The organism is Bradyrhizobium sp. Ec3.3 (assembly GCF_000472925.1).
Taxonomy (GTDB): Bacteria; Pseudomonadota; Alphaproteobacteria; order Rhizobiales; family Xanthobacteraceae; genus Bradyrhizobium.
This window is the reverse complement of sequence record NZ_AXAS01000077.1, coordinates 1-13,827: the sequence shown is the minus strand read 5'-3', so window position 1 is coordinate 13,827 and position 13,827 is coordinate 1. Positions and strand designations below refer to the sequence as shown.

Annotated in this window: 15 protein-coding genes, 1 tRNA gene and 1 pseudogene; 5 read left to right on the top strand and 12 right to left on the bottom strand. The window is 62.4% G+C overall.

Translation table 11 applies throughout. From position 1 onward, the window contains the following. Positions 1 to 38: 38 nt before the first annotated feature. From YUU_RS0140965 to pepT, 9 genes are all read right to left on the bottom strand, one after another. Positions 39 to 395, bottom strand: a complete 357-nt coding sequence (locus YUU_RS0140965) for a hypothetical protein (protein ID WP_027527437.1) — start codon at positions 393 to 395, stop codon at positions 39 to 41. Positions 396 to 465: 70 nt separating this feature from the next. Then, positions 466 to 768, bottom strand: coding sequence for a hypothetical protein (locus tag YUU_RS53610; RefSeq protein WP_063621826.1), 303 nt, complete (start codon positions 766 to 768; stop codon positions 466 to 468). Positions 769 to 1,045: 277 nt separating this feature from the next. Beyond that, positions 1,046 to 4,291, bottom strand: coding sequence for an efflux RND transporter permease subunit (locus YUU_RS53605; protein WP_084801829.1), 3,246 nt, complete (start codon positions 4,289 to 4,291; stop codon positions 1,046 to 1,048). Continuing rightward, the gene (locus tag YUU_RS0140950) at positions 4,288 to 5,745 is read right to left on the bottom strand and encodes an efflux RND transporter periplasmic adaptor subunit (RefSeq protein WP_027527436.1); all 1,458 of its coding nucleotides are present in this window, start codon (positions 5,743 to 5,745) and stop codon (positions 4,288 to 4,290) included. The genes YUU_RS53605 and YUU_RS0140950 overlap by 4 nt, the downstream gene beginning before the upstream one ends. Beyond that, the gene (locus tag YUU_RS0140945; RefSeq protein WP_027527435.1) at positions 5,742 to 6,149 is read right to left on the bottom strand and encodes a FixH family protein; all 408 of its coding nucleotides are present in this window, start codon (positions 6,147 to 6,149) and stop codon (positions 5,742 to 5,744) included. The genes YUU_RS0140950 and YUU_RS0140945 overlap by 4 nt, the downstream gene beginning before the upstream one ends. A 116-nt stretch (positions 6,150 to 6,265) precedes the next feature. Continuing rightward, positions 6,266 to 6,643 carry a hypothetical protein gene (locus YUU_RS0140940; RefSeq protein WP_027527434.1) on the bottom strand — a complete coding sequence of 126 codons (378 nt, stop codon included), beginning with the start codon at positions 6,641 to 6,643 and terminating at the stop codon, positions 6,266 to 6,268. A gap of 67 nt (positions 6,644 to 6,710) precedes the next feature. After that, entirely contained in the window at positions 6,711 to 7,325 is a 615-nt protein-coding gene (locus YUU_RS0140935; protein WP_027527433.1) for a class I SAM-dependent methyltransferase, read from the bottom strand. Between the two features lie 139 nt (positions 7,326 to 7,464). Beyond that, positions 7,465 to 7,665: a GDCCVxC domain-containing (seleno)protein gene (locus YUU_RS61820; RefSeq protein WP_084801827.1), complete on the bottom strand. Its 201-nt coding sequence runs from the start codon at positions 7,663 to 7,665 to the stop codon at positions 7,465 to 7,467. 86 nt (positions 7,666 to 7,751) lie between these two features. Continuing rightward, positions 7,752 to 8,999 (bottom strand): peptidase T, encoded by a 1,248-nt coding sequence (gene pepT, locus YUU_RS0140930; protein WP_027527432.1) that lies wholly within the window; start codon positions 8,997 to 8,999, stop codon positions 7,752 to 7,754. A 344-nt stretch (positions 9,000 to 9,343) separates the two neighbouring features. Here pepT and YUU_RS0140925 point away from each other — a divergent pair. Then, positions 9,344 to 9,420, top strand: a tRNA-Asp gene (locus YUU_RS0140925). A gap of 85 nt (positions 9,421 to 9,505) precedes the next feature. On the opposite strand, the gene YUU_RS0140920 is transcribed toward YUU_RS0140925, so the two are convergent. From YUU_RS0140920 to YUU_RS0140910, 3 genes are read right to left on the bottom strand one after another with little or no spacing between them, the layout of a single operon-like run. Next, entirely contained in the window at positions 9,506 to 10,660 is a 1,155-nt protein-coding gene (locus YUU_RS0140920) for a tyrosine-type recombinase/integrase (RefSeq protein WP_027527431.1), read from the bottom strand. Next, positions 10,657 to 10,941 carry a hypothetical protein gene (locus YUU_RS53600; protein WP_051390168.1) on the bottom strand — a complete coding sequence of 95 codons (285 nt, stop codon included), beginning with the start codon at positions 10,939 to 10,941 and terminating at the stop codon, positions 10,657 to 10,659. The genes YUU_RS0140920 and YUU_RS53600 overlap by 4 nt, the downstream gene beginning before the upstream one ends. A gap of 8 nt (positions 10,942 to 10,949) precedes the next feature. Beyond that, positions 10,950 to 11,114, bottom strand: a complete 165-nt coding sequence (locus YUU_RS0140910; protein WP_027527430.1) for an Arc family DNA-binding protein — start codon at positions 11,112 to 11,114, stop codon at positions 10,950 to 10,952. Positions 11,115 to 11,714: 600 nt separating this feature from the next. Between YUU_RS0140910 and YUU_RS62510 the strand changes: the two genes are divergently transcribed. The 4 genes and pseudogenes from YUU_RS62510 to YUU_RS60600 all read left to right on the top strand — a co-directional run. Further along, positions 11,715 to 11,837, top strand: a complete 123-nt coding sequence (locus YUU_RS62510; protein ID WP_256375333.1) for a hypothetical protein — start codon at positions 11,715 to 11,717, stop codon at positions 11,835 to 11,837. A gap of 5 nt (positions 11,838 to 11,842) precedes the next feature. Continuing rightward, positions 11,843 to 12,406 (top strand): hypothetical protein, encoded by a 564-nt coding sequence (locus YUU_RS0140900; RefSeq protein WP_027527429.1) that lies wholly within the window; start codon positions 11,843 to 11,845, stop codon positions 12,404 to 12,406. Positions 12,407 to 13,014: 608 nt separating this feature from the next. Further along, a complete protein-coding gene (locus YUU_RS55510; protein ID WP_371260570.1) occupies positions 13,015 to 13,494 on the top strand; it encodes a DNA ligase in 480 nt (159 codons plus the stop codon). Positions 13,495 to 13,634: 140 nt separating this feature from the next. Next, positions 13,635 to 13,827 (top strand): annotated as a pseudogene (locus tag YUU_RS60600) (IS110 family transposase); the annotation flags it as partial.

Sequence of the window (13,827 nt, the reverse complement as noted above, 5' to 3'; positions counted from 1 at the left end):
ATGAAGCTAGGAGGCGCGCGAGCGCCCGACCAATCCGTTCAGGCAATAAGTTTGGGAGGCGGGGAGTCCGTATCGAGCACCACGCCGGCGATGGCAGGCAGGCGCGGTGGCTCGGGAGCGGCGACGAGCGCAGTCAGGGTCTCGGCCTGCGCCGGCTGCGCAACCGTCACCGAGAAGCAGCCATGGCAATGATGGCCGGCGAACGCCTTGTTATGGCCGGCGGCCCCGTCCAGCACGGAGGCGATCTCCGCCTTGCTGGAGGGGTTGGTCACATCGAGTTCGTGCGCGCCGTGCAGCAGGCACGACAGCAGGTAGATGGTTGCGACGAGCACGGCCAGCAGCCCGCGCAGATGGCGCGTGCGAAACATCCCGAATGGCCAGCGGATCGCGGACACGAGGTCACTCTCGTTGCGGTTCGTGTCCCGCCTAGCACGCCTGCGGGAACAGTGTCGACCCGCAACATTGTTACGTCCCGAGAATAAACGCCGCAGCGACGACAGCCTGTCGCGATTGGTTCTCACGTGCGGGTGTGATCAGGACCTGCGCGTCAGGCTGATGCGATACGACGGTGTCGGCCGCCGCCGCCAGCTGCGGAACGGTGCAGCCATCACTCGCTTCGACCGTCACCGCGACGTGGCAGCTCGCTTCCATCGCCAGTTCCAGCCATTTGATGGCTTCATCGATCCATTGATCGTGGTGCTCGGGATCGGCGAGCGCCTTTTCCCGGAATGCGTTTGCCTGGTTCAGGCACGCCGTTCTGCGATCCACGCCGCTCTCCCGCTCCTGGAGGTTCCACCCCGATTCGCATCTTTGATGATCGCGAGATTGGCGTCGTTAACATAGGAGAGCCAAAGCTGCGCAAAAGCAGAAGGCCCCAGCTTCCCGGGGGGTGACCGGGCTCGGGCCTTTGTGCTCACAATCATCTTCCCTGGGACTTGCGCGGATGGCGACCGTGTCGGGCAACCCGCGCCTAGCGCCGTGGGCTCGGGTTTGGCGGGGACCGGCCAGCCTTGATCGTGGATGAATCGAAGGTCAGGGGCCGGCTTCATCGTGCGACGCCGCCGATCGCATGGCCGGTCGGTATCGGACTAGGCGCGGCTCGGCGCCTCTGTTCAGGTTCTGGAGTTAGCAGCGTAGCATCCGCGATATCGATTGGCGGCTGCACGTTTCCGCCGCCGCCGGACGGCAGCCCAAATCCCTTGATCAATCCGAAGATCGCCGGGATCACGATCAGCGTCAGCAGCGTCGACGAGATCATGCCGCCGATCATGGGGACCGCGATGCGCTGCATGATCTCGGAGCCCGTGCCGGTGCTCCACATGATCGGCAGGAGCCCGGCCATGATCGCCACCACCGTCATCATCTTGGGGCGGACGCGCTCGACCGCGCCTTCCATGATCGCCGCGTAGAGATCGTTGCGGGTCATTGTGCGACCCTCGCGGGCGCAGTGCGCCGTGGTTTTAGCGAAAGCCTGGTTGAGATAGATCAGCATCACGACACCGGTCTCGGCGGCCACGCCCGCAAGGGCGATGAAGCCGACGGCGACCGCGACGGAGAGGTTGAAGCCGAGCCACCACATCAGCCAGAGGCCGCCCACGAGGGCGAACGGCAGTGAGAGCATGACGATCATGGTCTCGGTGACCGAGCGGAAGTTGAGGTAGAGCAGGAGAAAGATGATCAGCAGCGTCACCGGCACGACGATCTTGAGCCGCGCAGTGGCGCGTTCCAGATATTCGTACTGTCCGCTCCAGACCACGTAAGAGCCTGCTGGAAACTGGATGCTCGCCTGCACCGCGCGCTGTGCATCAGCGACGTAGCCGCCGAGGTCGCGGTCGCGGATGTCGACATAAATGTAGGTCGCGAGTTGCCCGTTCTCGGTCCGGATCGATGTCGGCCCGCGCGCGGGCGTGGCGCTTGCAACCTCGCCGAGCGGGACGGCGCCGCCGGCCGGCATCGGGACGAGGATGTCGCTCTCGATCGCCTTCGGATTGTCACGAAGATCGCGCGGATAGCGCATGTTGACGGTGAAGCGCTGTCGGCCCTCCACGGTCGTCGTCACGGTTTGGCCGCCGAGCGCGGTCGCGATTGTGTCCTGCACGTCCTGCACCATGATGCCGTAGCGCGACAGCGCCTCCCGGTTCGGCGTGATTTCGAGGTAGTAGCCGCCGAGGCCGCGCTCGGCATAGGCCGAAGAGGTGCCGGGGACCGCCTTCAGCACCTGCTCGACCTGCCGGGCAAGCTTGTCGATGCCGGCAAGGTCGGTGCCGATGACCTTGACGCCGATCGGCGTGCGGATGCCGGTGGAGAGCATGTCGATGCGCGCCTTGATCGGCATGGTCCAGGCGTTGGATACGCCGGGAAATTGCAGCGCCTTGTCCATCTCGGCGATTAGGCTGTCGATCGTCACCCCAGCGCGCCACTGCTCCTTCGGCTTGAGATTGACCACAGTCTCGAACATCTCTGGCGGCGCGGGATCGGTCGCGGTGGCCGCGCGGCCGGCCTTGCCGTAGACCGAGGCGACCTCAGGGAACGAGCGGATGATCCGGTCCTGGGTTTGCATCAGTTCGGCCGCCTTGGTCACCGAAATCCCCGGCAGGGTGGTCGGCATATAGAGCAGGGTACCCTCGTTTAGGTTCGGCATGAATTCGGTGCCGAGTTGCCGCGCCGGCCAGATCGAGGCGGCGAGCACGCCGATCGCGAGCAGGATCACCACTATCTTGGCGCGCAATACCCCCTTGATCACCGGGCGATAAATGAAAATCAGGAAGCGGTTGATCGGATTTCTGTGCTCCGGGATGATCCTGCCGCGGACGAAAATCACCATGAGCGCCGGCACCAGCGTGACGGACAGCAGCGCCGCCGCCGCCATCGCAAAGGTCTTGGTGAAGGCGAGCGGGCTGAAAAGCCGGCCTTCCTGCTGCTCCAGCGTGAAGATCGGCATGAACGACGCGGTGATAATGAGGAGGCTGAAGAACAGCGCCGGGCCGACCTCCGATGCTGCGTCGATGAGGATCGCGACGCGCGAGCGGCCGGGCTCGGCGCGCTCCAGATGCTTGTGCGCATTCTCGATCATGACGATGGCGGCGTCGATCATGGCGCCGATCGCGATGGCGATGCCGCCGAGGCTCATGATGTTGGAGCCGATCCCGAGCAGCTTCATGGCCCCAAATGCCATAAGCACGCCGACAGGAAGCATCAGGATGGCGACGAGGGCGCTGCGGACGTGCAGCAGGAACGCGATGCAGACCAGCGCCACCACGATGCTCTCTTCGACGAGCGTGTGCCTGAGCGTCTCGATCGCCGCCTTGATGAGATTCGAGCGATCGTAGACCGGGACGATCTCGACCGATTTCGGCAGGCTGGTCGCGATTTCCTTGAACCGCTTCTTGACGCTCTCGATCACGTCGAGCGCGTTCATGCCGAAGCGCTGGAGCACGATGCCGCTCGCCACCTCGCCCTCGCCGTTGAGCTCGGCGATGCCACGGCGCTCGTCCGGCCCGAGCTCGACGCGGGCGACGTCGTGCAAGAGTACGGGCGTTCCGTTCTCCGCCTTCAACACGATGTTGCCGAGATCGTTGATACTCTTGAGGTAGCCTTTGCCGCGAATGACATACTCGAATTCGGAGAGCTCGACGGTGCGCCCGCCGACGTCGGCATTGCTGGCGCGGATGGCGTCGCGCATCTTCTGCATGGTGATGCCGAGATCGCGCATGCGCTGTGGATCGAGGATGACGTTGTACTGCTTCACGAAGCCGCCGACGCTTGCGACCTCCGCGACGCCTTCGGCCTTGGCGAGCGCGAATTTCAGATTCCAGTCCTGGATTGTCCTGGTGTCCGCGAGGTTCAGCTCCTTGGACATCACGGCGTATTGGTAGACCCAGCCGACGCCTGTCGCGTCCGGGCCGATCGTTGGCGTAACGCCGGCGGGCAGCCGGGGCGCTGCGCTGTTGAGGAATTCCAGCACCCGCGAGCGCGCCCAGTAGATGTCGGTCCCGTCCTCGAAGATGACGTAAACGAAGGAGACACCGAAGAAGGAGAATCCGCGCACCACCTTCGATTTCGGTACCGTCAGCATCGCGGTGGTGAGGGGATAGGTGACCTGATCCTCGATCACCTGGGGCGCCTGTCCGGGATATTCCGTGTAGACGATCACCTGGGTGTCGGAGAGGTCGGGAATGGCGTCCAGCGGCAGGTGGATCAGCGCATAGAGGCCTGCAGCGGCGGCGAAGCCCGTGCCGAACAGCACAAGGAGCAGGTTGCGCGCCGACCATGCGATGACGCGCGCGATCATGGCTTGCCTCCCACGGTCTTGTCGTCGGAGGGATCGGTACCTTGCGCCTTGCCAGGCTCGGTAAATCCCTTGAGCGCGGCTTTCAGGTTGCTCTCGGCGTCGATCAGGAAGTTGGCCGAGGTGACGACTAATTCGCCTGCGGTGACACCATCGGTGATTTCAACGAAGCCACCCCCGCGACGGCCGAGCTTGACCTCGCGCGGCTCGAAGCGGCCATCGCCCTTGTCAATCAGGACGGCTTGGCGCGTGCCGCTGTCGAGGACAGCACCTTCCGGCACGGCCAGGACCGGGCCGGGTGTGCCAGTTTGAATCTCCGCGTCGACATACATTTCGGGCCGCAACACCTCATCCGGATTTGGTACTTCGACACGGATGCGAGCGGTGCGGGTCTGTGCGTTCAGGTGCGGATAGATCAGCGCCACCACTCCGGTGAAAGTCCGGTCAGCCAGAGCGCGCGGCCTGATCGTCACGTTGCTTCCAACGGAAACCTGACTGAGATCGCGTTCCGCGACGTCGATGACGACCCAGACCAGGCGGTGATCGGCGATCCTGAAAAGAACGTCGCCCGGTCCCGCGCGCATCCCGTTTACCGCGTTACGCTCGAGTATTTCGCCTTCCTGCGGAGCGATCCAGGGGATGGATAGCGAGATTTCGCGCGTGCGTTCGAGCTCCCTGATGGCCGACTCCGGCGTAGCGAGATTTTCCAGTCTGCGGCGGGCACCCTTGAGCGCTTGGCCGGTTGCGCCGGCATTAATAGCGGAAAGATATTCGGCCGCAGCACTGGATAGCGCCGGGCTGTACACGTTCATGAGCGGCTGCCCCTTATGGACATGGTCCCCAGTTGTGACGTTCGCGACGCTTTCGACGAATCCCTCGAAGCGCAGGGCGACCACTGAAACGCGCCGCTCGTCTTCCTGAACTCTTCCCGGTGCGCGGATCACCGACTTGACGGGGTGCTGCACGACCGGCTCGGATTTGACGCCTGTGCGCTGGATCTTGCCCGGCGACAGCTTGACCGTCCCGTCGTCGCTGTCGTCATCCTCGTAGACCGAGATGTAGTCCATCCCCATCGAGTCCTTCTTCGGCACCGGCGAGGTGTCGGGCAGGCCCATCGGGTTGCGGTAATATTTGATCTTGCGATCGCTCGTATGATCGCTGTTGGCGTCGGCAGCCTTCGTGTCCGAAGGCTGATCGGGCTCGTCGAAGCTGATATCCGCGCCGGCAGGCACGGCGCGGTAGTCGCGGCCATCCGGCGTCTTCTTTGGCGTGAGCGAGTAGAACGGCTTGCCGTCCGGATCCCGGAAATAGATCGGTGCGCCCGCATCTGCCGCGCGCGCGGCGGATGAAAGGTGGTCGGCGTCGAACTGCGGGCGCGCACCGATGCCGGCCAACAGCGCGACACCTGCCGCTGCGAGAATCGCAGCGGCAGTGCCCATGGCGGCGAGGCGGGTCATTTCTCGGCCGTAACGACGAGCTTGTTTTCCACCGTGCCGGTTTCGCCCTGCACCTTGGCGCCGAGCGAAAGCTGCCAGCGTCCGGCCATGCCAAAATTGGCCTTGAACCGGTAGGTCCCCGGCTCCGTGCCCGGCATTGCCGTGACCTTGGTGACCATCTCCTGCATGCCGTCCGGGGCCATGTCGAGCCGGCTGGCGAAGATCACCGCGTCGGGCACCGCCTTGCCGGTAGTCTTGTCGACCAGCCGCACCGTGACAATGCGATCGGCGCCGGCCTTGACGGTCGGCTGAACGAGCTGGAATTCGTAGTTCTTGATTTCGGCATGTGCCGTCAGGGTGGTTCCTGCGAAGGCAGCACCGATCAGCGCAGCCTTAGCGGCGCGCGCAACGTTGGAAGTCGTCATGAATTCAATTCCTCGATAGGTCTGGTGAGCCGCCACTGCGACGTGCAGCAAGGCGGCATGCGACGATGCGCGTGCCTCTGCAGGCACGCGTCAGCGATCAGGCGCTTCCGCGCCGGTCAGACGTCGGTTCGAGGAGGATGGTCGGGGGGCTTTGCCGCGAGCCCATCGCGCAGGAGATCATCGCGCGGCGCAAGCGCGTTCCGCCGCGGATGCCGCTCGATAAGCGAGCTCGCTCCGGAAGGAGCGGGGAGCGTGAGGTTCAGCATGCACAGCGCCACGAACGGACAGGTGTCGCAGTTCTTGCTCTTGGTCTGGTCCGGGCAGCAGGGCATTTCTTCGGACACAGCCTGCATGTCATCCGACATCACCTGCATGATATTGCCGGCGCCGCCGGACACCGGCATGGCAGATGCCGGCGTCGACAGCGGCGCGAGCAGAAGCCCGACCGCGACGAGCAGCATAACCAGGCCGTTGATGAACCGTTTTGGGTGCATGCGCGTTTGTTGCACGTCGTTGCGGAACCTGTAAACCGGGGCGACATCACGATGTCGACAAACGTGGTCAGCGCGGCGCTGCCTGCCCTTCATACATGAATGCCATCGGTTTCGGTCCCGGTGCATAGCCGAGATGGAGGTCTTCGACGGCGAATCCGTTGCTGCCGATCAGGTCGGCAATGGCGCGATTGAGATGGCAGCCGCCCGAGAGGCGCTTCCAGGGCGGGGTCAAACGATCCTGCCACCATTGCACGCGCGGCTCCGGCGCGCGGCCATGCTCGACGAACAGGAACTTTCCGCCAGGCCTCAGGACGCGCCGCGCTTCCAACAATGCGCGACTGACGTCCGGGATGCTGCACATGGTCCAGGTCGTCACCACCGTGTCCACGCTCGAATTCTCCAGCGGAATTGCCTCCGCCGAGCCTTCGATCAGCTCGAGCTGTGCCATGCTCTTTCGGCTGGCATCGCGCGCGATCTCCAGAAGCTTTGGTGACGGATCAAGGCCGATGACCTCGGTCACATCAGGCCCGTAGAACGCGAGATTGAGCCCGGGACCAATTCCGATCTCGAGCACGCGGCCGGTCGCGCCGGAGGCAACGCGTGTTCGATACGGCACGAGTTGGGCCTGGCGCATCGCCAGATGCGTCAGCCAAGGCACGATCCTGTCCTGGTAGAAGCCCATGCGAGGTCCTCGGACGCTTGGCGCGGTCTAAAGCGCGATGAGATCTGGATGAATCGTCATCGCACTTTAGGTCATTGTTTGAGCATGATAACCGCTTCGCATTTTGCGCTAACGCGGCCCTTCGGGTCCGGATCATGGCTTAGGAACAGCAGTCACCCGCCTGGACGGGTGGACAGGGGACCGATCCGAACGAGCAGAATACGCAGCAATCGCCCACCTTCGGTTTCAGCCTCCTGCCGCAGCCCTTGCAGTCATAGAAGAACTGGCAGGCGTCCGTCGGCATGGCCTCGCGCATGCGATGGCCGCATTCCGGACAGGTGAGAGTCGATTCAAGCTGCATTCGCGATGAACTCCAGGGCCGGTCGTAAGTCCGGTCGTCCCAGCACCCGACAGCAATCGTCGTGGCCGCATCCAAGGCCGAACGGCCTACGCCCGTTCCTCCCAGATCATCGCGAGATGCACGATGGTCTGCACTGCCTTCTCCATGTCCTGCCGGCTGACCCATTCCAGCCGCGAGTGAAACGCGTGCTCGCCGGCAAAGATGTTGGGGCAGGGCAGGCCCATGAAGGAGAGGCGCGAGCCGTCGGTGCCGCCGCGGATCGCTGTGCGCATCGGGCGTAGCCCGGCGCGGCGGATCGCCTCGATCGCGTATTCGAGGATATGCGGGTGACGGTCGATCACCTGCTTCATGTTGCGGTACTGCTCGCGCACCTCGAACTTGTAGGTCGAGCGCGGATAGTCTTTCATGACATCCTTGACGATACCCTCGAGCAGCGTCTCCTTCTCCTTCAACCCTTCCTCGGTGAAGTCGCGCACGATGAAGGAGAGCGTGGCCTGCTCCAGCGCGCCGGAGATGCCGATCGGATGCAGAAAGCCCTGCTTGCCCGAGGTGGTCTCGGGCGAGCAGCCTTCCCTGGGCAGGCGCTCGACGATAGCGGCCGCGATCTTGATCGCATGCTCCATCTTGCCCTTGGCGTAACCGGGATGGGCGCTGACGCCGGTGATGGTGATGGTCGCGCCATCGGCCGAGAAGGTCTCATCCTCGACGCTGCCGGCGCTTTCGCCGTCCATGGTGTAACCGAAGTCGGCCCCGAGCTTCTTGAGATCGACATTGTCGACGCCGCGGCCGATTTCTTCATCGGGCGTGAACAGGATCTTGATGGTGCCGTGCTTCACGTCGGGATTGTTGATGAAGAAATGCGCGGCATCCATGATCTCGGCAACGCCGGCCTTGTTGTCGGCGCCCAGCAGCGTCGTGCCATCGGTGGTGACGATGTCGTTGCCGATCTGGTTCTTGAGCGCGGGATGCTCGGCGAAGCGGATCACCTGGGTGGGATCGGCTGACAGCGTGATGTCGCCGCCGCGATAATTCTTCACGACCTGCGGCTTGACGTCCTTGCCCGAGCAGTCGGGCGAGGTGTCCATGTGCGAGCAGAAGCAGATCACCGGCACCTTCTTGTCGGTGTTGGACGGGATCGTCGCATAGACATAGCCGTAGTCGTCGAGATGGGCGTCTTCGACGCCCATCTCCCTGAGCTCGGTGACGAGCACGCGGCCGAGATCCTTCTGCTTCTCGGTCGAGGGCGATGTGGGGGATTCGGGATCGGACTGGGTGTCGATGGTGACGTAGCGCAGGAAGCGCTCGGTCACGGTGTGGGTAAAGGTGAGGGGCATTTCTTCTCGTAACCGCCGGAGTCGGATGAGCTGGCGGTATACCAGAAAAGCGTCATTCCGGGGACCGCGTGTCGCCGCGCAAGGAGGCGTGATCAGGCTTAATGAAGCGTAGGCCTCGGATCGATTCCAGAAGTTCCCCCGGTGGCGGGCGGCCCGTCCGCGCGGGGATTGGGCGGCTTCCTGCCGCCCGACGATTCGGGACCCGGCTTGACGTTGGCATCCGGGGCTGGATTCGGTGAAGTCTCGCAGAAACACCCGATGTTTACGGGAGAGGCGCAACGTCCTTGACTTCACCAGATCGCGCCTTTAAGTCCCCCCTCGTTCCGCATGGCTTTGCCCAGCACGCGGGAGTAGCTCAGTTGGTTAGAGCGCCGGCCTGTCACGCCGGAGGTCGCGGGTTCGAGCCCCGTCTCTCGCGCCATATTTCAATGGCTTAGCAGTCATCTCAGTCTCCGTTCCAACTTTCAGGACCGGCGCGTTCCAACTTTTGCGCCCGTTTCGTTCACTCATCGCAGCACTCGACGACCCTTTTTCCGGGCCTCGGCGACCTTCTTGACGGTGGCCGCGTCAACCGGGACGTAGGTGGCAAATAGGGTGTTCGAGGCGTTCAGGGTGTTCCCCATGGCGTGGGCCAGTGCGGCCGGCGTGGCGTCGCCGACAATGGCCTCGACGGCGCCGGAGCGTCGGAAGTCATGGCCCAGCATCCGGCGTTCCAGGGGGCCGAATTCGGCCGCCCTCACGGTCCTGAAATCGTCGCCCAGCGTGTCCTTGCTGTAAGGCCGTCCGGAGCGGTTCCGGAAGATGTAGGCCTCGCCCGTCAGGGTGGCGCCGAGCTTCTCAAGGTAGGCGCTCAGCAATCGCATGGAACGCGCGCTGAGCAGGCCGCCGACGGGCGTGCCGGTCTTCCCGCGCTCGGTGAAGAACAGCATTCCCTCGCCAGCCGTGGCCATTTGGGAGGCTCGCAATGCGCGGACATCGCCGGGGTTGAGCTGGGTATCCCAAGCCACGCCGATGACCGCCGACAGACCATAGTAACCCCTGCGCCAGGCGCGCTTGGCCAGTCGGACTACATGGCCCTCAGGCCATCTCTCCGAACGCCCCTTCGCTGCGGAGTTGCGCACCGCGAGCGACGGGTCGTCGTCCCTGGCGCAGTAGTGGAGCGCCGCGGCGACCTTCCATAAGGCCCGCCAGATCTTCAGGGCTCGGTGGGCCTCCCGAAGCGAGACGTCTTCTTCAATGGCTTGTCGCCACGCAGAAATGTGATCGAGCTGGACCGTTCTCGGATCGTTGTCGCCAAATACGGGCTTGATGCGCCTCCATCCGCGCCACCAATCCTCACGAGTGCGAGGCGCCTTGCGTCGCCACTCCTCAGTCCTGCGATATCGCCGGAATGCGTCACCGAGAGACCCGGAAGCGTAGATGGTCAACTCCTCCGAGTTCTCGAACGACAAGTTCTGCGCCGACGCCATGGCCGACGAGGGCGCAGCGCCAAATCGCGTCTGATCCCAGCGGCGATTCCATTCCTCGGCGATTGCCCACGCCCCAGGTCCGTCAGGCCCGCATGGGACAGGACCGAAACCGAGTTTCTTCATCTTGGCGGTCGGCTGCCAAAAACCTTTGGCGCGCTTGACGACATAGTGGCGGATCTTGACGCGGGTCATCGTTTGCCCCTCATCGCTGCCAAGCGATCTTCCACGACCGTTGAGGCGTCTCGCGCGCCGAACTCAGCGCGGCCGGTAAACAGATGCGGGTTTCTAAGCTTGCGCCAAGCATCTATTGCGTCGAGATCGAAATTGCCGGTGTCGGGATCGGGTTTAGGGAAACCCCTAGCAATCAGATTGGGCAGCACGGTCCTGAATGCGTCCAGTGTCGTGCCCATGCGACGCGCCGCGATATTCTCGGGCACGTCACCGGCAGCGACATTCTGGAAGCGCGGGGCCATAGTGTCTGTTACGCCGCCTGCACCGCGTTGCGTCGCTCCATCTTCTCACGGGCGGCGCGAACCAGCTCGGAGTTCTGCGAGCTGAAGTTTCGCTCGGCCTCGGATGCCAGCCAGGCTTTGACATCGGCCGGTAGTCTTACGAGCAAGGTTTTTGCTGCGTTCTCGTCTTTCATGTCGAAACCTCCTCCGGGTGGTATCTGATGCAAATCAGCAACGCCGCATTCGCAGTATACGCCCAACGGCTGCATTGAAGGCCCGGCAAAATACGGACGTCACGAGGGACGAAAATGCCCGCCGACACTGGCCGGCTGGCTCTTCAGATCTCGTCTTGGTGCCAGTGACCGGCGGACGATCATCCGCCGCTATAACTTCTTCCTGCGGGGCTGCCGGCCGAGCGTCGTCGCCGAAGTTAGGCCTCCACCAAGACGCGCCGGCCGGTCGTCGGGATCAGCTCTGAGGACTGGCGCGTGGTCGATCTCGACTAAGTTAGGGGCAAAGCCGTCGTCCTCGGCAGCCTTAAAGACTGCGCAGAGGTACGCATCTTGGAAGAAGCGGGAAAGAGGTTTTGTGATAGAATGTGAGGTAGCCATCTTGATCTCCCAGAGGATCGGGTGGTTAGCAGAGGATCGGGTGGTTAGAGCCGGGTGAGCGTTCCAACACTTGCTCGGCTTGCTAATTTATGGCACCATCAAATCATGAAGTCAAAAATAAATAGCGCTAAAAAATCGAGGCGCGGCCGACCTCCCGTCGATAGTGAGGCGGTGAACGTTCGCATGGCCCTTGACGCATTGCAAAATCTCGACGATTGGCGCCGGAAGCAGCCGGATTTGCCCGGCCGCCCCGAAGCCATCCGCCGACTGGTCGAGATCGCCCTGAAGGCGAAGACAAAGGCTTGAGCTAGATGCAAGTGGCGGATTGGGCCCTAGTCATTAGCATCCTGTCGGCGCTTATTTCGTTGGCGAGTCTTGCCTGGAATATTTGGTCCAAGTTCATTTATCCAAAGCCCGTTCTGCGCGTCTCATTTGCGATGGTCACCATCATGCAGAATGGCTCGGAGGATATTGAAGTTCTGCGACTGAACGCGACAAACATGGGTCCGATTGAAGTCACACTCATGAACGCTCTGATGGTCTATAGGCGCCATCACTTCACGGATAAGACTTATGGCATCTTAAACCTTCTCCCGAACGCGCCAAAGACCAATGACTTCAATCTGGAGTACGCATACGGCGGAGGACCATTTGCGGACTTTCCCAAGAAGCTGGAGGTAGGAGAAACTTTTAGCGTCTATTTGGTCCCCGATCACGAGACAATTGCACGCGGTGACTTTCGCGACATCGGGTTCTCTGACACGTTTAATCGCGAGCATTGGGCGCCCCGAAGCGACACAATTCGCGCGCTCCCCTACATTCGCGAGGCCTGCGAGAGATCTGGCAAAAACTGGCGCAAGCGCGGTTTGCGCTGAAGGCGAAGGGGAAATAAACCGGATCAGTTCTTCGGAGGAGGCTGCGTATCGGATGATCCGGGATGCACAGGTTAGGGCAGAAATAGCTGCGTCTTGGACGTCGATCCGCAAGCTTTCGAAGACGAGCCACTTCGACAAGAGAGGACCCTTTTGGGAGTGGCGTATCCATATGTGGCCGACGGAGCTCATCAACCTGCCACTGGTTCTTGCCTATTGTTCGCTTGAAGAAGTCTTGGACCAGCTTGTCGCGGAGGGCATTTCAGATGTGAACGCAGCACGCTCTATTCTAGAATGCTCGCGTCGCGATCTGCATTGCCGTGGCAGGACTATTCACTGGTTGATAGAGGCAGAATGGTGCGGAACGAGCTCGCCCATGAGGGGGTACTTGTCCCGCGGGCAGAGGCCATCCGCTTCATCGAGGCAATCGAAAATGAACTAAAGGCCTGGAGCATTCTAACCTAGGCCGGATCATTTTCTTTTCGAGGTCACCGAGCCAGTGCGTGAGTTTATCGAGCGCTTCACCGGGCGGCCGATCGGCGTGCAGCTACTGCTGCCATTGCGGGAGTTCTGAGACTCGCATTCCGGCCGGCGGTGCATAGATGCCGACCATGAAGCACATTGAGCCCGCCATCCCGACCCGAGGCACCAAGGTGCCGGCAGGTCCCGATTGGATCCATGAAATCAAATATGACGGCTTTCGCCTGATCGTTCACCGCGACGGCGATCGCGTCAGGCTACTCACGCGCAACGGTCACGATTGGTGCAGCAGGTATCCCTGGATTGTCGAGTCCGCCCTAAAGAACCGTACCAAGCAGTTTGTCATCGATGGCGAGGCCGTGGTGCTCGGTGTCGATGGCGTCTCCGACTTCGAGGCGTTGTATTCCCGGAAGTGCGACGAGCAAGTCCAGCTTTATGCCTTCGACACGCTCGCGATGGATGGCGATGACTTGCGCCCGCTCCCCCTACACATGCGCAAAGCCAACTGGAGCAGCTCTTGTCGCGCCGACCTGACGGGATCACTGTCGCGCCATTCGAGCGTGGGGAGATTGGGCCTGAGCTATTCAAGGCAGCGTGCCGAATGGGGTTAGAGGGTCTGGTCTCGAAACATCGCGAGCGGCTTACCGCGGCGCCGGCAAAAGCACTGGATCAAGATGCTATGGGGCGGGGCGGACGGCGAGGGTTTGTGGCACGCTCGGCGCTCTGTCCAAAGACACCAAAGGAGCGCCACATGTCGCAACCTTTTGAGGCGAGCAGATCCCTCACCGCCCTCGAGCAGGATAGCACGATCATCGCCGTAATCGAGATGGCTCAATCGAAGTGGTTGGCAGCCGCGGTTGTTCCTGGCATCAAACGCCAGCCGCTCAAAAGGCTCGATGCGGATGCGGAGTCGCTGTTGAAGCTCTTGCATCGTTGGCGCAAGG